The sequence below is a fragment of the Vibrio stylophorae genome (genome assembly GCF_921293875.1).
Classification (GTDB): domain Bacteria; phylum Pseudomonadota; class Gammaproteobacteria; order Enterobacterales; family Vibrionaceae; genus Vibrio_A; species Vibrio_A stylophorae.
On the sequence record NZ_CAKLDI010000001.1, the window covers coordinates 1 to 20,383 of the forward strand.

The following is a 20,383-nucleotide window of genomic DNA, read 5'->3' on the forward strand; positions in this document are numbered from 1 at the left end:
ATATGCCACTGCGTGTGGATCGCCTAAAAACGGGGACCCCACCACGTATTGACGCGCGCACTGTCGATTTTTCTCAGCTGCAAGCACAGCCGGGTGATGATCCATGCCCTGTTTTCTCATTTATGGGTAAGCGCGAAATGCATCCGCGCCAAATCTCTTGTTATATCACCCATACCAATGAGCAAACCCATGATGTGATTCGTAATAACTTGGATCGCAGCCCAATGTATGCCGGTGTGATTGAGGGCATTGGCCCACGTTACTGCCCATCCATTGAAGATAAAGTGATGCGTTTTGCTGATCGCAACTCGCACCAAATCTTTATTGAACCAGAAGGTTTGACCACCAACGAACTCTATCCAAATGGTATCTCCACCAGCTTGCCATTTGATGTACAGGTGCAAATTGTGCGCTCAATGGAAGGTTTTGCGAATGCTGAGATCATTCGTCCAGGTTACGCCATTGAGTATGATTTCTTTGATCCGCGCGATCTCAAACCAACCTTAGAAACCAAGTGCATTGAAGGTCTATTCTTTGCTGGTCAAATCAACGGCACCACTGGCTACGAAGAAGCGGCGGCGCAAGGTTTGATAGCTGGTTTGAACGCAGCGCGCTTAGCGCAAGGCAAAGAGGGCTGGAGCCCACGTCGTGATCAAGCCTATATGGGCGTGATGATTGATGACTTGGCGACCATTGGTACCAAAGAACCGTACCGCATGTTTACCTCTCGTGCTGAATACCGTCTGTTACTACGTGAAGACAACGCTGATCTACGTTTGACCGAAGCGGGTCGTGAACTGGGCTTGGTTGATGACACGCGTTGGCAGCGTTTCAATGAAAAATTGGAAAATATGGCGCAAGAGCAGCAGCGTCTACGCAGTCTTTGGGTACAACCAACGGGTGCGGTATCTGAGCAGCTCAACCCGCTGTTGAAAACGCCAATGTCTCGCGAAGCCAGCGGTGAAGATCTACTGTGTCGCCCAGAGCTACGTTACGATCAGTTGATGGCGATCGATGGGATCGGTCCGGGTATTGATGATCTTGAAGCAGCTGAACAAGTGGAAATTCAAGTGAAATACCAAGGTTATATCGAGCGTCAACAAAGAGAAATCGAAAAAACCATGCGCCATGAGAACACTGAAATTCCATCAACCTTTGATTACGATGGTGTTTCTGGTTTGTCCAACGAAGTGCGCCTCAAACTCAAAGATGCCAAGCCTGCGACCATTGGTACTGCATCGCGCATTTCTGGGATCACCCCAGCGGCAATCTCCATCTTGTTGGTTCATTTGAAAAAACAAGGTTTGCTGAAAAAAGGAGAGATTGAATGAGTTTGGCGCCACGCTTAGACCAATTAATCGCTAAAACTGACCTTGAAGTGACTTTAGAGCAGCGTCAGCAGCTGCTCGGTCTGGTCGGTCAACTGGATAAATGGAATAAAGCCTACAATTTAACGTCAGTTCGTGACCCTGCCGATATGTTAGTGAAGCACATTCTTGATAGTATTGTGGTTTCGCCTTATCTCAGTGGTTGCCAGCGAATCATTGATGTTGGGACAGGGCCGGGGTTACCGGGCTTGCCATTGGCGATTATGAATCCTGATAAAGAGTTCGTTCTTCTGGATAGTTTAGGGAAACGAATCCGTTTTATACGTCAGGTTTTACACACGCTGGGCATCAAAAATGTGACTGCTATTCAAAGTCGGGTCGAAGAGTATCAACCAGAGGTGAAATTTGATGGCGTATTAAGCCGTGCCTTTGCTTCAATAACCGACATGTTGAATTGGTGTCATCACCTACCAGCCGAGCATGGCGTGTTTTTCGCGCTGAAAGGCTTATATCCAGAAGAGGAGCTCAATCAGCTACCTGACTGGGCAAAAGTTCAGACAATTCACCGTCTACAAGTGCCTGAACTGGAAGGAGAGCGACATCTGGTTGTGTTAACCAAATAGGGAAAAGTGAGGTTCGTTGTGGGTAAAGTCATTGCAGTTGCCAACCAAAAGGGTGGCGTTGGAAAAACCACCACCTGTGTCAATTTGGCTGCATCATTGGCTGCGACTAAGCGTAAAGTGCTGGTGATCGACCTCGATCCTCAGGGTAACGCAACCATGGCCAGTGGTGTTGATAAGTATCAAGTACCCGCAACAGCCTACGAACTTTTAGTTGAGGAAGCGCCCATCGCAGAGGTGGTGATTTCTCAAACAGCAGGGAAGTATCACCTTGTTGCTGCCAATAGCGATGTAACGGCAGCAGAGATCAAACTCATGGAAGTGATCGCGCGTGAAACACGCTTACGCAATGCCTTAGCGCCGATCCGTGACAAATACGATTTCATTTTTATCGATTGTCCTCCTTCACTAAACCTTCTTACGATCAATGCGATGACTGCGGCTGATTCTGTTTTGGTGCCCATGCAGTGCGAATATTTTGCCCTAGAGGGCCTCACTGCCTTGGTGGATACCATCAGTAAGCTCAGCGCTGTCGTCAATGGCGATCTGAAGATTGAAGGTTTGCTGCGGACCATGTATGACCCACGTAATCGCTTGGCGATGGAAGTCTCTGATCAGCTGAAAAAGCATTTTGGCGACAAAGTCTATCGCACTGTGATCCCACGTAACGTCCGCCTCGCAGAAGCACCAAGCCATGGCTGCCCTGCAATGTATTACGACAAAAATTCCAGTGGTGCGAAGGCCTATTTAGCTCTTGCCGGTGAGATGATTCGCCGTGAAGATGAATTCAAGCAGCAAGCCACTGCTACCAGCGCTTAAGGGGATTGAATGAACGCCGCCAAAAGAGGCCTAGGAAAAGGTCTTGACGCTCTTCTAGCTACCAGCTCAATGGCCCAATCGTCACAACAGACGAGCGCCGTGAGCAAACCTGCCGATGGCCAACTATGTGAGTTGGCCATTGATCGATTACAGCCTGGCAAGTATCAACCTCGCCAAGATGTGGCACCCGATGCCCTTCAAGAACTTACCGATTCTATTCATGCGCAAGGGGTGATCCAACCGCTTGTGGTTCGCCAAATCGCCACTGACAAATATGAGATCATTGCTGGTGAGCGTCGTTGGCGCGCGGCACGTCAAGCTGGGCTTCAGCAAGTGCCTTGTATTGTTAGACAAGTACACGACAGAGCCGCTGTGGCGATGGCGCTGATTGAAAATATTCAGCGTGAAGACCTCAATGCCATTGAGGAAGCCCAAGCATTAGCGCGTTTGCTGCAAGAGTTTTCATTAACCCATCAGCAAGCAGCAGAAGCGGTTGGTAAGTCTCGCGCCGCCGTGTCGAACTTACTGCGTTTGAACAATTTGAATGATGATGTCAAAAAGATGGTTGCCCACGGCAAGTTGGATATGGGACATGCCCGTGCCCTACTCGCTACTGAAGGTGAGCTGCAATCTGAATTGGCACAAATTGTAACCAAGAAACAGTTGACCGTTCGTGATACGGAAAAACTGGTGCGTAAAGCATTAAACCCTGAACCTTCGAAAAAACCGCTAAATCCTATCGGTGAAAACGTTGATTACCAGTTGAAAATGCTGAGTGAAAAGGTTGGCGTTCAGGTAAAATTGGTTCGAAAAACAGAAGACAGTGGCAAACTTGTGATCGACTACAAAAACTTTGACGAATTAAATGTCATACTAACGACGATTAAGTGATTTCCTACACGTTGTTTTTGTTCGTTTTTGTTTGCAAAACAAGGTTCGATTGTATAGTTTTTCACAGCAGAATTTACCATTGTGTTATTTTTGTTAAATAACCACAAAGGTAATGTGACAATAAGGTTAAAAGGAGCGGGGTGATATGCGCAGGGAGCTAACTCTGGTTTATATCACCTTTACGATTCAGGTGATCTTATTGTTAGTGTCAGGTGGGTTATGGGCTTGGGCCTATGATCCAGACACAGGCTATTCCGCCATAGTTGGAGGCGGTGCTCACTGTATCCCGTATCTAGTCGCGAGTTTAGTGATGTTGGTGCATCGCGCTGACCAATCGTCTGCCGCGCAGTTAGCCACGGATGTATACATAGGTATCGGCGTGAAATGGGGACTAACAGCCATTTTATTGGTGTTAGTCTTTGTTTTTTATGAAATCCATTTATTGGTTTTTTACGCTGGGTACGTTTTGTCACTGCTGGTGCAGTGGGCAGTGTCATTTACTTTTAACAACCGTTACTAGGAAAACTAATGGCTGCTACAGGAGCGCCCGGAACACCGCAAGAGTATATCAAACACCACTTAAGCCATTTGAATTTAGAACATGTGGGTTTAGTGGAAAACGGTGGTTTCTGGAATATTAACCTCGACTCCATGTTTTTTAGCGTGTTGTGCGGGTTTGTGTTTATCTGGTTGTTTGCCAGTGTTGCGAAAAAAGCAACGCCTGGTGTCCCAGGTAAATTGCAGTGCTTCGTAGAGATGATCATTGAGTTTGTTGATGGTTCTGTGAAAGACATCTTTCATGGTCGCAGTGCGGTCGTCGCACCGTTGGCCTTGACTGTATTTGTCTGGATCTTCCTGATGAACTTAATGGATCTGATTCCAGTCGACTTTATTCCTTATGCGGCGCAGTTAATGGGAATTCCATACTTACGTGTGGTACCGACCGCTGACGTTAACATCACGATGTCAATGTCCTTGGGCGTGTTCTTCCTCATTATCTTCTTCAGCATCAAAATTAAAGGAATAAAAGGGTTTGCCAAGGAACTAACGCTTCAACCGTTTAATCACTGGGCATTTATGCCAATTAACTTGATTTTGGAACTGGTCACTTTGATTTCAAAGCCGGTTTCACTCGGTCTTCGTTTGTTCGGTAACCTATACGCTGGTGAATTGATCTTTATTCTGATTGCTGGTCTATTGCCTTTTGCTTATCAGTGGCTCCTTTCGGTGCCATGGGCGCTATTCCACATTCTGATCATCTTCTTACAAGCATTTATTTTTATGATTCTTACCATTGTGTATCTCGCACAAGCGGCTGAAGATCATTAATTGTTATCAATGTTGTTTCATTTAAACAGTATATAAATCGGAGTTTTAGTATGGAAATGCTATACATTGCTGCTGCAATTATGTTGGGTTTGGCATCAATTGGTGCGGCCATCGGTATTGCAATGTTGGGTGGTAAGTTCCTTGAAGGTGCTGCACGTCAACCTGATTTGATTCCTCTTCTTCGTACTCAGTTCTTCATCGTAATGGGTCTTATTGATGCGATTCCGATGATCACTGTAGGTATCAGCTTGTACGTAATCTTTGCAGTAGCAGGTTAATTTAGCCTGTTTAAGTCGTACATTTCTTGAACCATTAACAAGAGGAATTGCGCTTTGGATATGAACGCAACTCTGCTTGGCCAAGCGATCTCTTTTGTCATTTTCGTGGTGCTTTGCATGAAATATGTATGGCCACCATTGAACGCAGCGATTGAGCAACGTCAGAAAAATATTGCTGACGGTTTGGCAGCGTCTGAACGCGCTGGCAAAGATTTAAAATTGGCACAAGCAAACGCCTCTGATCAATTGAAAGAGGCCAAACGCGCAGCTGCTGAAATCGTTGAGCAGGCCAATAAGCGTAAGGCTCAGATTATCGATGAAGCCCGTGATGAAGCGCTAGCTGAGCGAGACAGAATTCTTGCTCAAGGGCGCGCGGAACTTGAAGCTGAGCAAAACCGAGCTCGTGATGAACTTCGCAAGCAGGTGGCGACGCTGGCAGTTATGGGGGCAGAGAAAATTATTGCGCGCAGTATCGATGAGAATGCGCACAAAGATATTCTCGACCAAGTAACTGCACAGTTGTGATAAGGGGGGCTAGATATGTCTGATATGACAACGATAGCACGCCCATACGCCAAGGCTGCGTTTGATTTTGCAGTGGCTCATAACAGTGTTGATCAATGGGCAGAAATGCTCAGCTTTGCTGGCGCTGTGGCAGCGGATGCGCAAATGCAAGATGCATTAAGCGGCTCCATGTCACCAGCAAGTCTTGCCGAGTTATTTATCAGCGTTTGTGGTGAGCAAGTTGACGAATATGGCCAGAACTTGATTCGAGTGATGGCTGAAAATGGACGTTTGACTGCACTGCCTGAAATTTGTGCACAGTTTTTGGCGCTTCGCCAAGAGCAACAAAAAGTGATTGAAGCGCATGTCGTTTCAGCGATCGCTTTGGATGCTGCGCAGCAGGCTGCAATTCAAGACAAGTTGAGCAAACGTCTCGATCGTCAAGTGCAACTCAATTGCAGTGTAGATAGCACCCTGATTGCTGGGTTAATTATTCGAGCGGGAGATCTAGTCATCGATAACTCAGTTCAAGGTCAAATTGACAAGCTGAGCGATGCGCTAGCGTCTTGATGCGGGGATTAGAGCATGCAACTAAATTCCACGGAAATTAGCGATCTGATCAAACAGCGCATTGAAAAATTCAATGTGGTGAGTGAAGCTCGCAACGAAGGTACCATTATCTCGGTCAGCGACGGTATCATTCGTATCCATGGCCTTGCAGACGTAATGCAAGGTGAAATGATCGAACTGCCAGGCGGCCGTTTCGCACTAGCGCTTAACCTTGAGCGTGACAGTGTGGGTGCGGTTGTTATGGGTCCTTATCTTGATCTTCAAGAAGGGATGAAAGTCACCGGTACTGGCCGTATTTTGGAAGTACCTGTGGGTCGTGGCCTATTGGGTCGTGTGGTCAACACGCTAGGTGAGCCAATCGATGGTAAAGGCGCTATCGACAATGATGGTTTTGCACCTGTTGAAGTGATTGCCCCAGGTGTAATCGATCGTAAATCGGTCGACCAGCCTGTTCAAACTGGCTATAAGTCAGTGGACTCAATGATTCCAATCGGTCGTGGTCAGCGTGAATTGATCATCGGTGACCGTCAAACTGGTAAAACAGCTTTGGCCATCGATGCGATTATCAACCAGAAGAACTCTGGCATTAAGTGTATCTATGTTGCGATCGGCCAAAAAGCGTCGACTATTGCTAACGTAGTACGCAAGCTAGAAGAGCACGGCGCGCTAGAAAACACCGTTGTTGTTGTAGCATCTGCATCAGAAGCTGCGGCACTACAATACTTGGCGCCATACTCTGGCTGTACCATGGGTGAGTACTTCCGCGATCGCGGTGAAGATGCACTGATTGTTTATGATGATCTATCAAAACAAGCGGTTGCTTATCGTCAAATCTCACTACTACTTCGCCGCCCACCAGGCCGTGAAGCATTCCCTGGTGACGTTTTCTACCTCCACTCTCGTCTTCTCGAGCGTGCAGCGCGTGTAAACGAAGCTTATGTTGAGCGTTTCACCAACGGTGAAGTGAAAGGCCAAACTGGCTCTTTGACTGCCCTACCGATTATCGAAACCCAAGCGGGTGACGTTTCTGCATTCGTACCAACCAACGTAATCTCCATCACCGATGGTCAGATTTTCTTGCAAACTGAACTGTTTAACTCAGGTATTCGTCCTGCGGTTGACCCAGGTATTTCAGTTTCTCGTGTAGGTGGTGCTGCGCAAACCAAGATCATGAAGAAATTGTCAGGTGGTATTCGTACCGCGCTTGCACAATACCGCGAATTGGCGGCATTTGCGCAGTTCTCTTCTGACCTTGATGAAGCGACCAAGAAGCAATTGAGCCACGGTCAAAAAGTAACCGAGCTCATGAAGCAGAAACAATACGCGCCAATGTCTGTATTTGATCAAGCACTGGTCATCTATGCTGCTGAAAAAGGCTACCTCACCGATGTTGCTATCGAGAAGCTAGCTGATTTTGAAGCCGCACTACTCTCTTATGCAAAAGCGCATCATGCTGCTTTGGTTGCAGAGATTGACCAAACTGGCGCTTACAGCGACGAAATCGACGCACAGCTTGCTAAGCTGCTTGAAGATTTCAAAGCAAACCAGACTTGGTAAATCTGTGGGTAGCTTAGCTACCTAATAACGGAGAGTAACGATGGCCGGCGCAAAAGAGATTCGTAACAAGATTGGAAGCGTTAAAAACACGCAGAAAATCACTAAAGCCATGGAGATGGTGGCAGCCTCGAAGATGCGTAAAACGCAAGACGCGATGGAAGCTTCTCGTCCCTATGCAACGACCATGCGCAAGGTGATCGGTCATGTCGCAAGTGCCAACCTCGAGTATAAGCATCCTTATCTCGAAGAGCGCGAAGCGAAACGTATTGGTTATATCGTAGTTTCAACCGATCGCGGTTTGTGTGGTGGCTTGAACATTAACTTGTTCAAAAAAGCGATCACCGATATGCAAGCTCAGCAAGAAGCTGGTGCTGAAATCGATTTGGCAGTTATTGGCTCCAAAGCAACCGCATTCTTCAACGCTAACGGCGGTCGTGTCGTCGCGCAAACCTCTGGCTTGGGCGATAACCCAAGCTTGGCCGATTTGATCGGCTCGGTGGGCGTGATGTTGAAGAAATACGATGACGGTGAACTCGATCGTCTGTACTTGGTGTACAACCAGTTTGTGAACACCATGGTACAGCAACCGATGATCGATCAATTGCTACCTTTGCCTAAGTCTGATGAAGAAGAGATGGCACAGCGCTCCCATTGTTGGGACTACCTGTATGAGCCAGAGCCACAAGCTCTGCTCGATACCCTATTGGTTCGTTATGTTGAATCACAGGTGTATCAAGGCGTGGTGGAAAACCTCGCTTGTGAACAGGCAGCCCGTATGGTGGCGATGAAGTCAGCAACCGACAACGCGATCAGTCTCATTGATGATCTGCAATTGGTGTATAACAAAGCCCGTCAGGCTGCGATTACCCAAGAGCTGACCGAGATTGTATCCGGTGCTGCCGCTGTTTAGTGCAAAGGTTAACGAACTAGTTTAGAGGATTAACGATGGCTACAGGTAAGATCGTCCAGATCATTGGTGCGGTAGTCGACGTAGAGTTCCCACAGGACTCTGTACCCCAGGTATACGATGCCCTACACGTTGATGCGAAAGAAGCAGGTACGCTAGTACTTGAAGTTCAGCAGCAATTGGGTGGTGGTGTTGTTCGTGGTATCGCCATGGGTACATCTGATGGTTTACGTCGTGGTTTGACCGTAGAAAATACCGGTCGACCAATTGAGGTTCCAGTTGGTACTGCCACTTTGGGCCGTATCATGAACGTACTGGGTCAGCCAATTGACGAGTGTGGTGAGATTCCGACTGAAGAGCGTTATGCGATTCACCGCGAAGCACCGAGCTACGAAGATCAAGCAAACGCAACTGAGCTGCTTGAGACTGGCGTAAAAGTCATTGACTTGATTTGTCCATTCGCTAAGGGTGGTAAAATCGGTCTATTCGGTGGTGCCGGTGTTGGTAAAACCGTAAACATGATGGAACTGATCAACAACATCGCGATTCAGCACTCAGGTTTGTCTGTATTCGCTGGTGTTGGTGAGCGTACACGTGAAGGTAACGACTTCTACTTTGAGATGCAGGAAGCGGGTGTTGTAAACATCGAAAAACCTGAAGAATCAAAAGTAGCGATGGTTTATGGTCAGATGAACGAGCCACCGGGCAACCGTCTACGCGTTGCGTTGACTGGCTTGACCATGGCTGAGAAGTTCCGTGACGAAGGTCGTGACGTACTGCTATTCATCGATAACATCTACCGTTATACCCTAGCGGGGACTGAGGTATCGGCACTATTGGGTCGTATGCCTTCTGCGGTAGGTTATCAGCCAACATTGGCTGAAGAGATGGGTGTGCTGCAAGAACGTATCACATCAACCAAGCACGGTTCGATCACCTCAATTCAAGCGGTATACGTACCTGCCGATGACTTGACGGATCCATCACCAGCAACCACATTTGCTCACTTGGATGCGACCATCGTATTGTCACGTAACATCGCGGCACTTGGTCTATATCCAGCGATCGACCCATTGGATTCAACCTCTCGTCAGCTTGATCCATTGGTGATTGGTCAAGAGCACTATGATGTGGCTCGTGGCGTGCAATCCGTTCTTCAGCGCTATAAAGAGCTGAAAGACATCATTGCAATCCTGGGTATGGATGAGCTTTCAGAAAACGACAAACTGACCGTTGCGCGTGCACGTAAGATTGAACGTTTCTTGACTCAGCCTTATCACGTTGCGGAAGTATTCACCGGTAAACCAGGTGTATACGTGTCTCTAAAAGACACCATTCGCAGTTTCCAAGGCCTGCTTGCAGGTGAGTTCGATGATATTCCAGAACAAGCATTCTTGTACTGCGGCACCATCGAAGACGTATTGGAAAAAGCGAAGTCGCTCTAAGACTGAGTAGGAGGCAAAATGGCAACAGTACCTTACCATCTGGACGTGGTCAGCGCTGAGAAAATGCTTTTCTCTGGCATGGTCCAATCGATTCAGGTTACAGGTAGTGAGGGTGAATTGGGTATCTATGGTAACCATACACCTCTACTCACCGCCATTAAGCCCGGCATGGTTCGAATTGTAAAACTGCACGGAGAGGAAGAGATTATCTACCTTTCTGGTGGTGTTCTTGAGGTGCAACCTTCAATGGTGACCATTCTCTCGGATACTGCGATTCGCGGTGAAGATTTGGATAGCGCCAAGGCGGAAGAAGCCAAGCGTCAAGCTGAAGAGAAGATTCTCAATAAGCATGACGACATCGACTTCACTCAGGCGGCAAGTGATCTTGCAAAAGCGATCGCTCAGCTTAAAGTTATCGAGCTCACTAAAAAAGCGCGATAATTAGCAAAATAGCGAAATCAAAAGGCAGCCTTTAGGCTGCCTTTTTGTTAGATCTCTCTTTTTTTGCAATCATTTCGCACAGCTATTTCTTATCAAACGAAACAATCGCTACAATATTCAGATTATGCATCAACAGACAAAAGGAAAACCCATGGGGTTTAGTGCCGTTATTCTTGCTGCGGGTAAGGGAACCCGCATGTATTCAAACATGCCTAAAGTCCTTCACCAGGTGGCGGGTAAAGCCATGGTGAAACACGTGATTGATACCTGTGTGGCAACGGGTGCTGAGCATATTCACCTGATCTATGGCCATGGTGGCGATCAAATGAAAGCTTATCTTGCAGACGAACCCGTCAATTGGGTGCTTCAGCAAGAGCAGCTTGGTACAGGGCATGCCGTCAATCAAGCGATGCCACATATCGCTGATGATGAAAAAGTCATGGTGTTGTTTGGTGATGTTCCGCTGATTAGTGCGGAAACCTTGGAAAACCTATTGGATGCTCAACCAGCTGGTGGTATTGCACTACTGACTGTGCTGCTTGACGATCCAACCGGTTATGGTCGTATTTTGCGTAAACACGGCCCTGTGGTTGGTGTGGTTGAGCACAAAGATGCCAGCGAAGAGCAAAAGCGCATTAACGAAGTAAATACCGGGGTGCTGGTGGCATCAGCGGTGGATTTACGTCGCTGGCTTGGTTCGGTGAAAAATGAAAATGCACAGGGCGAATATTATCTGCCGGATATTATTGCCATGGCGCATCAAGAAGGCCGCGGTATTGAGGCGGTTCATCCGGAAAATGCCATTGAAGTGGAAGGCGTGAATTCCCGCTCACAATTGGCACGCCTGGAGCGAGCATTTCAGCACAAACAAGCCGAAGATCTACTCAACAGCGGTGTTACGTTGCGCGATCCAAGCCGTTTTGACCTACGTGGTGAATTGCAGTTTGGTGAAGACTGTGAAATTGACGTCAATGTGATCATTGAAGGCTCTGTGACCCTCGGCAACAACGTGGTGATCGGCGCAGGTTGTATTTTACGGGATTGTGAAATTGACGATAGCTCAGTGATTGCGCCTTACACCATCATTGATGGCGCAACCTTAGGTGAGCAATGTACGGCTGGTCCTTTTGCGCGTTTACGTCCTGGCTCTGAGCTGAAAGCAAAAGCCCACGTCGGCAACTTTGTTGAGATGAAAAACGCCTCTTTGGGTGAAGGCAGTAAAGCCGGTCATCTCACTTATTTAGGCGATGCCACATTGGGCGCACGAGTGAATGTGGGTGCGGGTACCATTACCTGCAATTATGATGGTGCCAATAAGCATCACACCGAGATTGGCGATGATGTATTTGTTGGTTCGAATACTGAAATTGTTGCGCCAGTGACCATTGCCAATGGTGCGACCATTGGTGCGGGCACTACCCTCACCCGCAATGTTGAAGCGCAAGCTTTGGTGATCACCCGCTCTCGAGCGAAATCTGTATCCCCATGGCAACGTCCTGAAAAACAAAAGTAATTTTATTTCGTGCAAAAAAGCCGCAGTCGCGGCTTTTTTTATGGTTAGCAATTGATTATTAAGTTTCAGTTTGCTATTTTTATCTTTCGATTCGTAAGTTAATCATTATGTCTAAGCGTAATACACAACAAAGAAGACATTGGATTGTCCAGCAAGTCAATCAGTTAGGTGAAGTCGCTGTGGAGGCGCTTGCCAAGGCTTTGAATACTTCTGAGGTCACCATTCGTAAAGATCTCACTGTGTTAGAAAACAGTGGCTTATTGCTTCGTCGCTATGGTGGTGCGGTGGCGCTACCACAAGAATTTCTGGAATCGCCTGAGCAAAAAGTTTCGGTTCGTAAGTTGTCAATTGTCGCTCGCGCAGCGCAGTTGATTGCCGATCATAACCGAATTGTGATCGATAGTGGCTCGACTACTGCCGCCTTGATTGAACAGCTGAATCATCACCGAGGTTTGGTGATCATGACCAATGCGCTCAATATTGCGACTAAAATTAATGAATTGGATGGTGACCCAACCCTACTGATGACAGGTGGTACTTGGGACTCCAATTCAGAAGCCTTTCAAGGCCAAGTGGCTGAGCGTGTATTGCGGAGTTACGACTTTGACCAGTTATTTATCGGTGCTGATGGCATCGATGTTGCGCGTGGTACAACGACCTTTAATGAACTGACCGGGCTATCTCAGGTGATGGCTGAGGTCGCCCGAGAGGTCATTGTGCTGGTGGAATCAGATAAATTTGGACGTAAGATCCCCAATTGCGAGCTGTCATGGGCACAAATTACCCATGTGGTGACTGATGATGGTGTTTCACCAGAAATGGTCGCCGCCCTTGAAGCGCAGCAAGTAAAGGTGGTGATCGCGTCAACACAATAAAATAGAAGAGGTCACTATGTGTGGAATTGTTGCTGCCGTTGCTCAGCGTGATTGCGCTGAAATTTTAATTGAAGGACTCCGTCGACTGGAATATCGCGGTTATGACTCAGCTGGAATCACCGTGGTTGAGCGAGCTGGTGAAATGTGTCGACATCGCCAAGTCGGCAAAGTTGAAATGTTAGCAAGTGCTTTGGCGGCAGCCCCACTTCACGGCGGTACTGGGATTGCCCATACCCGCTGGGCCACACATGGTGAACCTTCCGAAGCGAACGCTCACCCACATCACTCAAGTCATATTGCTGTGGTACATAACGGGATTATCGAGAATCATGAGCAATTGCGCGAAGAGCTACAAGCTAAGGGCTACCACTTTGTGTCACAAACCGACACGGAAGTGATTGCCCACTTAATTGCCGATCTGCACCCACAAAGTGACTCTTTAACACAAGCCGTTCAGCAGGCTGTGGCGCGTTTGCAAGGTGCCTATGGCATGGTGGTGCTTGATGCTAAAAATCCTGATGAAATTGTCGTGGCTCGCTCCGGCAGTCCGATTGTTATTGGCTTAGGTCTGGGTGAAAACTTTGTTGCCTCTGATCAGCTGGCTTTGCTGCCGGTCACACGTCGCTTTATCTATCTTGAAGAGGGTGATATTGCCACTATCAATCGCCGAGATATCACCATTTATGATCAGCAAGGCGCGGTAATTACGCGTGATGAGGTGGAAGCTAGCGGTCAAACTGATAGCGCTGATAAAGGTGGATTTCGCCACTACATGGAAAAAGAGATCCATGAGCAACCAGAAGCCGTAGCGAATACGCTCGCAGGTCGATTAGATGCCAACCACATTGGTTTGGATACGCTCTCTCCTGATGCGAAAAAAGCGCTATTGGCCGCTGAGCATATTCAGATCATCGCTTGCGGTACTTCCTATAACGCAGGTTTGGTGGCGCGCTATTGGTTTGAAAGCATTGCGGGTGTGAGCTGTGATGTGGAGATCGCTTCAGAGTTTCGCTATCGTGATTTTGTGGTGCGTCCTAATAGCTTGTTGATCACTCTTTCTCAGTCTGGCGAAACTGCCGATACCTTAGCGGCGCTGCGATTAGCCAAAGCCAAGGGCTATATGGCTGCACTGTCAATTTGCAATGTTCCTGGCTCGTCCTTAGTGCGTGAGTCAGATATGCATTTGATGACGCGTGCTGGCGCAGAGATTGGTGTGGCATCAACCAAAGCCTTTACCACTCAGCTTGCCCTGCTGTTGCTATTAGTAACCTTGGTGGCGCGTGATAAAGCGCGTTTATCACCAGCGCAAGAACAGCAATTGGTTGAGCAGCTACACCGTTTACCGGAATTGTTGAAACAAGTGCTTGCGATTGCGCCACAAATCACCGCATTGGCACCTGATTTTGCAGATAAACATCATGCCCTGTTCTTGGGCCGCGGTGAGTTTTATCCCATTGCGGTAGAAGCCGCGCTTAAGCTCAAAGAGATCTCTTATATTCATGCTGAAGCTTATGCCGCTGGTGAGCTCAAACATGGGCCGCTGGCGTTGGTTGATAGTGATATGCCGGTGATTGTGATCGCGCCGAATAATGAGCTATTGGAAAAGCTTAAATCCAATATTGAAGAGGTACGTGCGCGTGGCGGTCAGCTCTATGTATTTGCCAATGAAAGTGCTGGATTTGTATCAGATGAAGGGATGACGGTGGTAACCCTACCTGATTGTGACGCCATGCTCGCACCGCTAGTTTACACCCTTCCTATGCAGCTACTGGCCTATGATGTTGCCTTGATTAAGGGAACCGATGTGGATCAGCCAAGAAACCTAGCAAAATCAGTGACGGTTGAGTAAGGATTGTTATTCATTGCTGGCAAGGTGCTCATATTATGGGGTGCCTTGCCTTTTATATACGCCGTGTCTGCTTCTTTCATCGCGAATTGGCTGTGAAATACAGCGATATTGCGATGTCTCGTTATGATCGAGTTCTCTCTTTAGTTTTGTTGTTACAAGTCATATCAAATAATTATTTCATTATGTTAGCCAATTGTGTTTCACTGCGTGGTGAATATTATTGAGTGTATTCTCAATAATGAAACATACATTTGTTACATTGTTTTTGTGATCTCTGTTATCTTTTTGTGCAAGACGGTTGTCAGAAAAAGCTGACCTTGTGCCTGAGAACACAGAATTTCCCAAGGATTGGTGAAATTAAAATCGAAATTTCACTGTGTAAATCAAGTTGGACAAACAAAAAAGCTCCTGCACACCTGCCTAGGCATACATGATTATGCATCACAGATTGGTTTCTACGCACTCGCAGATGCATACGCTATAGGCATAATTGCGTGTCGGAAAAAAACAACGTTTAAGCGATGATCGCGGAGATGTTGAAACTGTCGCTGTAGGCCTGCTTTTAACATTCAGCTGTCTTGAAAAATAGGCTTTATAACTTAATTAATTCGGTGAATGACATAGCCATGACAGATCCAAAAACACAGCTGGCCTCAAGGATTCGTGAGGCGAGAGAGTGGAAAGGAATCACTCAAGTACATATGGCCAAGCAGCTTGAAGTTGCGCGTCAAACTTATCTTGATCTTGAATCAGGTAAGACTGAGCCACGCATTTCAACCTTGCTCACCATTGCAAACTTAACCGATCGTCCATTGACTTGGTTTGTCTATGGCGATGATTCTCCGCATGCGTTTATCACCGATAATCAGGATGCTCTGAATACCTTGCTCAGCTTGAGTACACAGGTACCTGAGAACCTTCGTCAAACATTGCTTGAGCAAAACATTCGCTTACTCAGCAGCTTTATTGATGCCAATAAGTAGCCATTGGTATTTGATCGACGATTGCCACGAAAGACTTGGAAAGCAAAGATTCGCAATAAAAAGCCAGCAACTTGCTGGCTTTTTTGTGTCTTTTCCGTCGATTATCGCTGAGCGAGGAAGAATCGATAGGCTGGATTTTCCGTTTCATCTTTGTAGGGATAACCCAATTCACGCAGATGGCTGGAAAAAGCCAATAGATCCTTATCATCAAGTTCAAAACCGCAAAGTACGCGCCCATAGTCGGCACCATGGTTACGATAGTTGAACAAGCTGATATTCCAATGCGTTCCCAGCGTATTGAGAAAACGCACCAGCGCTCCCGGATATTCTGGAAACTCAAAGCTATAGAGTCGCTCTTGTAGTGGCTGTTTGGGTTTGCCACCAATCATATAGCGCACATGTAGCTTAGCCATCTCATCATCACTGAGATCGATCACTGGATAACCACCCTGACGAAGATCTTGAATGATGCTATCTAGCTCAGTTTGTCCCTGAAGTAAGCGGACCCCGACAAAGATATTGGCCAGATTGCTATCGCCATAACGGTAGTTAAACTCAGTGACTGCACGACCACCAAGAATCTCGCAGAAGTTTAAAAATGCCCCCTGCTGTTCTGGAATGGTCACGGCCAGCAGCCCTTCACGTTTTTCACCGAGCTCACAGCGCTCAGAGACATAACGTAGGCCGTGGAAGTTGAGATTCGCCCCCGACAAAATTGACGCAACGTTTTGATCAGCCAGTTGATGCTGTTCGAGATACTTTTTCGCACCCGCCAAAGACAGCGCCCCTGAAGGCTCAGCAATGGCGCGAATATCTTCAAAAATATCTTTTACAGCCGCACAGATTTCGTCGCTGGTCACGGTAATCACATCATCTAAATATTGCTGACACAGACGGAAGGTCTCTTCACCAATACGTTTTACCGCTACACCATCAGCAAACATCCCCACCTGATCCAGTACCACAGGTTCGCCAGCATCCAGCGCCGCTTTGAGACAAGCGGAGTCTTCTGCTTCAACACCAATGATTTTGATTTCAGGCATCAGTTGTTTGATCAGGGTGGCAACGCCAGCGGCTAAACCACCGCCGCCAACGGGTAAAAAGATATAATCGAGGTGGCTGTTTTGCTGCAATAGTTCCATGCCCATGGTGCCCTGTCCGGCGATTACCTTAGGGTGATCAAAGGGCGGGATCATGGTATAGCCATACTGGTCAGCAAGACTTTGTGCCTGCGCTTTGGCTTCATCGAAATTGGCGCCATGAAGCACCACATGACCACCAAGATCGCGTACCGCAGAGACTTTGATATCTGGCGTGGTACGTGGCATGACGATGGTGGTTTTGACGCCCAATTTGCTACCTGATAACGCAATGCCTTGAGCGTGGTTGCCTGCTGAAGCGGCAATCGCCCCAGCTTGCTTTTGCACTTCATTGAGCTGCGCCATCATGTTGTAGGCACCGCGAAGTTTGAAAGAGTGCACCGGCTGCAGATCTTCTCGCTTAATAAACAGCTGATTGTTGCAGCGACGCGACAATTTCTTCAGTGCTTGTAATGGGGTGACTTCCGCCACCTCATAAACTGGCGCTTTAAGCACCTCGCGCAGGTAGTCTGCACCACTGGGTTTGACCGAAGGGACTGGCACCAGTGGGGTGAGCACATTCATATCAATCCTCCAATAGCGCTTTGTTACGAACCGCGCCTTTGTCTGCGCTCGTGGCCATGCTGGCATAAGCTTTGAGCGCAAAAGAAACTTGGCGCTGACGTGATGCCGGCTTGTAACCTAGCTGCGCTTGTTTGGCGCGGCGTGTTTCTAGCTCTGCATCACTGACCATCAGAGCCATGCGACGATTTGGAATATCAATCTCGATGCGATCGCCTTGCTCAACCAATGCGATTAAACCGCCATTGGCCGCTTCTGGAGAGACGTGACCAATGGATAAGCCACTGGTACCGCCCGAGAAGCGACCGTCGGTGATCAATGCGCATTTAGTACCCAATCCCATAGATTTGAGATAGGTGGTTGGATACAACATCTCTTGCATACCCGGGCCGCCTTTTGGACCTTCGTAGCGAATCACCACCACATCACCCGCTTTGACTGAGCCATCCAAAATACCGGTCACGGCATCTTCTTGGCTTTCAAAGACGTGGGCAGGACCAGCAAAGACGAGGTTTTCTTGCGCCACGCCTGCGGTTTTTACGATACAGCCATCTTGCGCCAAATTACCAAATAGCACCGCAAGGCCGCCATCTTGGCTATAGGCGTGCGCTTTTTCACGAATACAGCCTGCTTGGCGATCGTTATCCACGCTATCCCAACGACAATCTTGTGAGAACGCCTTGGTGGTGCGAATACCCGCAGGACCCGCGCGATAGAAGCTGAGGTTATCATCGCTTGGGTTGCTGATGATGTCGTATTGCGCCAGCACATCGCGCATCGACAAACCAAGCACTGTTTGAGTGTCCGTATGCAGTAAGCCTGCGCGATCAAGCTCCGCCAAAATACCAATCACACCACCAGCGCGGTGCACATCTTCCATATGATATTTTTGCGTTGATGGCGCCACTTTACATAGATGTGGCACTTGGCGAGATAAGCGATCGATGTCTGCCATGGTGAAATCCACGTCCCCTTCCTGAGCTGCGGCCAACAAGTGAAGTACAGTGTTGGTTGAGCCGCCCATGGCGATATCCAAGGTCATGGCGTTTTCAAACGCTTGCTTGGTGGCGATACCGCGTGGTGTGGCGCTGATATCATCTTGTTCATAGTAGCGTTTGGTGAGCTCAACGATGCGACGACCTGCATTGAGGAACAGTTGCTCACGATCGGCATGAGTTGCCAGCATTGAGCCGTTGCCTGGTTGCGATAGACCCAAAGCTTCCGTTAGACAGTTCATGGAGTTGGCGGTAAACATGCCCGAGCAAGAACCACAGGTTGGGCAAGCAGAGCGTTCAATTTGCTCACTTTGCGCATCGGACACCTTTGGATCGGCGCCTTGAATCATGGCATCAACCAAGTCCAGCTTGATCAATTGATCAGAAAGCTTGGTTTTGCCCGCTTCCATTGGGCCACCCGATACAAAGATGGTTGGAATATTGAGGCGCAGCGACGCCATCATCATTCCCGGGGTGATCTTGTCGCAGTTGGAGATACACACCATGGCATCGGCGCAGTGCGCATTGACCATGTACTCCACAGAATCTGCGATCAGCTCACGTGAAGGCAGTGAGTACAACATCCCACCATGACCCATGGCGATGCCATCATCGACAGCAATGGTGTTGAACTCTTTAGCAATGCCGCCTGCTTTTTCGATTTCAGCGGCAACCAATTGGCCCATGTCTTTGAGGTGCACATGGCCCGGAACAAATTGAGTAAAGGAGTTTACAACCGCGATAATCGGCTTGCCAAAATCCTCATCTTTGACGCCAGTGGCGCGCCATAATGCGCGCGCACCCGCCATATTTCGTCCGTGAGTGGTGGTCGCAGAACGATAGATTGGCATAACAAACTCCTTATTGATTCACTGGGTCAAGCCAGCCCCATTTATCTTCGGTGCTGCCATCAAACAGACCAAAGAAGGCGCTTTGTAGTTGCTCTGTGATTGGGCCGCGCTTGCCCTCACCCACAGTGATTTGATCGACGCTACGCACAGGAACGATTTCTGCTGCGGTACCAGTCATAAAGATCTCATCGGCTAAGTAAAGCGCTTCACGTGCCACGGTTTCTTCGCGCACTTCAAGACCAGCTTCTTTAGCAAGGGTGATGATTGAGTCGCGGGTGATCCCTGGCAAAATTGCTGCGGTTGATGGTGGGGTGTAGATCACGCCATTTTTGATCACAAAGATGTTCTCGCCCGCACCTTCAGATAGGTAGCCGCGTACATCCAATGCGATCCCTTCGGCATAGCCGTGACGACGCGCTTCACCACCGATTTGCAATGAAGATAGGTAGTTACCACCTGCTTTTGCACCCGTTGGAATGGTATTTGGTGCCAAGCGATTCCAGCTTGAGATCATCGCATCGATACCATTGGCTAGCGCCTCTTCACCTAGATAGGCATTCCAAGGGAAAGCGGCGATCATCAGTTCCATCTCGCTGCCAGCTGGTGGGCAGATACCCAAACCCACGTTACCGATAAAGGCCAATGGACGAATGTAGCCAGCTTCTAGCTTGTTTGCTTTGAGCGTGTCACGGGTGGCTTGCATCAGCTCGTCAACACTGTAATTCAGTGGTAGACGGTAGATTTTTGCAGAGTCTTTTAGGCGTTGCATATGCTCGCGGTGACGGAATACCGCAGGACCTTTGTGGGTGTTGTAGCAACGAATACCTTCAAACACTGAGGTGCCGTAGTGCATTGCATGGGTAAAGACGTGAACTTTAGCGTCTTGCCAAGGAACAAGATCACCATTGAACCAGATAAAATCAGCAGTATTTGCCATGGGTAAAAATCCTTCTTAATTTTTTATCGA

The 20,383-nt window shown here is 48.0% G+C and carries 20 protein-coding genes; 17 read left to right on the forward strand and 3 right to left on the reverse strand.

Annotated features, from left to right (window positions below):
* The 17 genes from mnmG to L9P36_RS00085 form a co-directional block, all read left to right on the forward strand.
* Positions 1 to 1,331: tRNA uridine-5-carboxymethylaminomethyl(34) synthesis enzyme MnmG (mnmG, locus tag L9P36_RS00005; RefSeq protein WP_237463948.1), on the forward strand; the 1,331-nt coding region annotated here is incomplete at its 5' end.
* Positions 1,328 to 1,951, forward strand: a complete 624-nt coding sequence (rsmG, locus tag L9P36_RS00010) for a 16S rRNA (guanine(527)-N(7))-methyltransferase RsmG (RefSeq protein WP_237463951.1) — start codon at positions 1,328 to 1,330, stop codon at positions 1,949 to 1,951. The genes mnmG and rsmG, both read left to right, overlap by 4 nt.
* A gap of 18 nt (positions 1,952 to 1,969) precedes the next feature.
* Positions 1,970 to 2,767: a ParA family protein gene (locus tag L9P36_RS00015; RefSeq protein WP_237463952.1), complete on the forward strand. Its 798-nt coding sequence runs from the start codon at positions 1,970 to 1,972 to the stop codon at positions 2,765 to 2,767.
* 9 nt (positions 2,768 to 2,776) lie between these two features.
* Positions 2,777 to 3,658 (forward strand): ParB/RepB/Spo0J family partition protein, encoded by an 882-nt coding sequence (locus L9P36_RS00020; RefSeq protein ID WP_354004711.1) that lies wholly within the window; start codon positions 2,777 to 2,779, stop codon positions 3,656 to 3,658.
* A 145-nt stretch (positions 3,659 to 3,803) separates the two neighbouring features.
* Complete coding sequence (locus L9P36_RS00025; RefSeq protein ID WP_237463953.1) at positions 3,804 to 4,178, forward strand: ATP synthase subunit I; 375 nt, start codon at positions 3,804 to 3,806, stop codon at positions 4,176 to 4,178.
* Positions 4,179 to 4,186: 8 nt separating this feature from the next.
* On the forward strand, positions 4,187 to 4,987 hold the full coding sequence (atpB, locus tag L9P36_RS00030; RefSeq protein ID WP_237463955.1) for a F0F1 ATP synthase subunit A: 801 nt from the start codon (positions 4,187 to 4,189) through the stop codon (positions 4,985 to 4,987).
* 50 nt (positions 4,988 to 5,037) lie between these two features.
* On the forward strand, positions 5,038 to 5,265 hold the full coding sequence (gene atpE / locus L9P36_RS00035) for a F0F1 ATP synthase subunit C (protein ID WP_237463957.1): 228 nt from the start codon (positions 5,038 to 5,040) through the stop codon (positions 5,263 to 5,265).
* 54 nt (positions 5,266 to 5,319) lie between these two features.
* Positions 5,320 to 5,790, forward strand: a complete 471-nt coding sequence (gene atpF / locus L9P36_RS00040; RefSeq protein WP_237463959.1) for a F0F1 ATP synthase subunit B — start codon at positions 5,320 to 5,322, stop codon at positions 5,788 to 5,790.
* Between the two features lie 15 nt (positions 5,791 to 5,805).
* Positions 5,806 to 6,339, forward strand: coding sequence for a F0F1 ATP synthase subunit delta (gene atpH, locus L9P36_RS00045; protein WP_237463960.1), 534 nt, complete (start codon positions 5,806 to 5,808; stop codon positions 6,337 to 6,339).
* A 15-nt stretch (positions 6,340 to 6,354) separates the two neighbouring features.
* Entirely contained in the window at positions 6,355 to 7,896 is a 1,542-nt protein-coding gene (gene atpA / locus L9P36_RS00050; protein ID WP_237463962.1) for a F0F1 ATP synthase subunit alpha, read from the forward strand.
* A gap of 40 nt (positions 7,897 to 7,936) precedes the next feature.
* Entirely contained in the window at positions 7,937 to 8,806 is an 870-nt protein-coding gene (atpG, locus tag L9P36_RS00055; protein WP_237463964.1) for a F0F1 ATP synthase subunit gamma, read from the forward strand.
* 35 nt (positions 8,807 to 8,841) lie between these two features.
* The gene (atpD, locus tag L9P36_RS00060; RefSeq protein ID WP_237463965.1) at positions 8,842 to 10,248 is read left to right on the forward strand and encodes a F0F1 ATP synthase subunit beta; all 1,407 of its coding nucleotides are present in this window, start codon (positions 8,842 to 8,844) and stop codon (positions 10,246 to 10,248) included.
* Positions 10,249 to 10,266: 18 nt separating this feature from the next.
* On the forward strand, positions 10,267 to 10,689 hold the full coding sequence (locus tag L9P36_RS00065) for a F0F1 ATP synthase subunit epsilon (protein WP_237463967.1): 423 nt from the start codon (positions 10,267 to 10,269) through the stop codon (positions 10,687 to 10,689).
* A gap of 151 nt (positions 10,690 to 10,840) precedes the next feature.
* On the forward strand, positions 10,841 to 12,202 hold the full coding sequence (glmU, locus tag L9P36_RS00070; RefSeq protein ID WP_237463969.1) for a bifunctional UDP-N-acetylglucosamine diphosphorylase/glucosamine-1-phosphate N-acetyltransferase GlmU: 1,362 nt from the start codon (positions 10,841 to 10,843) through the stop codon (positions 12,200 to 12,202).
* A 107-nt stretch (positions 12,203 to 12,309) separates the two neighbouring features.
* On the forward strand, positions 12,310 to 13,077 hold the full coding sequence (locus L9P36_RS00075) for a DeoR/GlpR family DNA-binding transcription regulator (protein WP_237463972.1): 768 nt from the start codon (positions 12,310 to 12,312) through the stop codon (positions 13,075 to 13,077).
* A 16-nt stretch (positions 13,078 to 13,093) separates the two neighbouring features.
* Positions 13,094 to 14,926, forward strand: coding sequence for a glutamine--fructose-6-phosphate transaminase (isomerizing) (glmS, locus tag L9P36_RS00080; RefSeq protein WP_237463973.1), 1,833 nt, complete (start codon positions 13,094 to 13,096; stop codon positions 14,924 to 14,926).
* A gap of 626 nt (positions 14,927 to 15,552) precedes the next feature.
* The gene (locus L9P36_RS00085; RefSeq protein ID WP_237463974.1) at positions 15,553 to 15,909 is read left to right on the forward strand and encodes a helix-turn-helix transcriptional regulator; all 357 of its coding nucleotides are present in this window, start codon (positions 15,553 to 15,555) and stop codon (positions 15,907 to 15,909) included.
* Positions 15,910 to 16,010: 101 nt separating this feature from the next.
* Here L9P36_RS00085 and ilvA read toward each other — a convergent pair whose 3' ends face one another.
* Genes ilvA through L9P36_RS00100 form a run of 3 tightly spaced genes read right to left on the reverse strand, consistent with a single transcriptional unit; the run spans position 16,011 to position 20,353 of the window.
* A complete protein-coding gene (gene ilvA / locus L9P36_RS00090) occupies positions 16,011 to 17,573 on the reverse strand; it encodes a threonine ammonia-lyase, biosynthetic (RefSeq protein ID WP_237463976.1) in 1,563 nt (520 codons plus the stop codon).
* Position 17,574: 1 nt separating this feature from the next.
* On the reverse strand, positions 17,575 to 19,416 hold the full coding sequence (ilvD, locus tag L9P36_RS00095) for a dihydroxy-acid dehydratase (RefSeq protein WP_237463978.1): 1,842 nt from the start codon (positions 19,414 to 19,416) through the stop codon (positions 17,575 to 17,577).
* Positions 19,417 to 19,426: 10 nt separating this feature from the next.
* Complete coding sequence (locus tag L9P36_RS00100) at positions 19,427 to 20,353, reverse strand: branched-chain amino acid transaminase (protein ID WP_237463980.1); 927 nt, start codon at positions 20,351 to 20,353, stop codon at positions 19,427 to 19,429.
* Positions 20,354 to 20,383 lie beyond the last annotated feature (30 nt).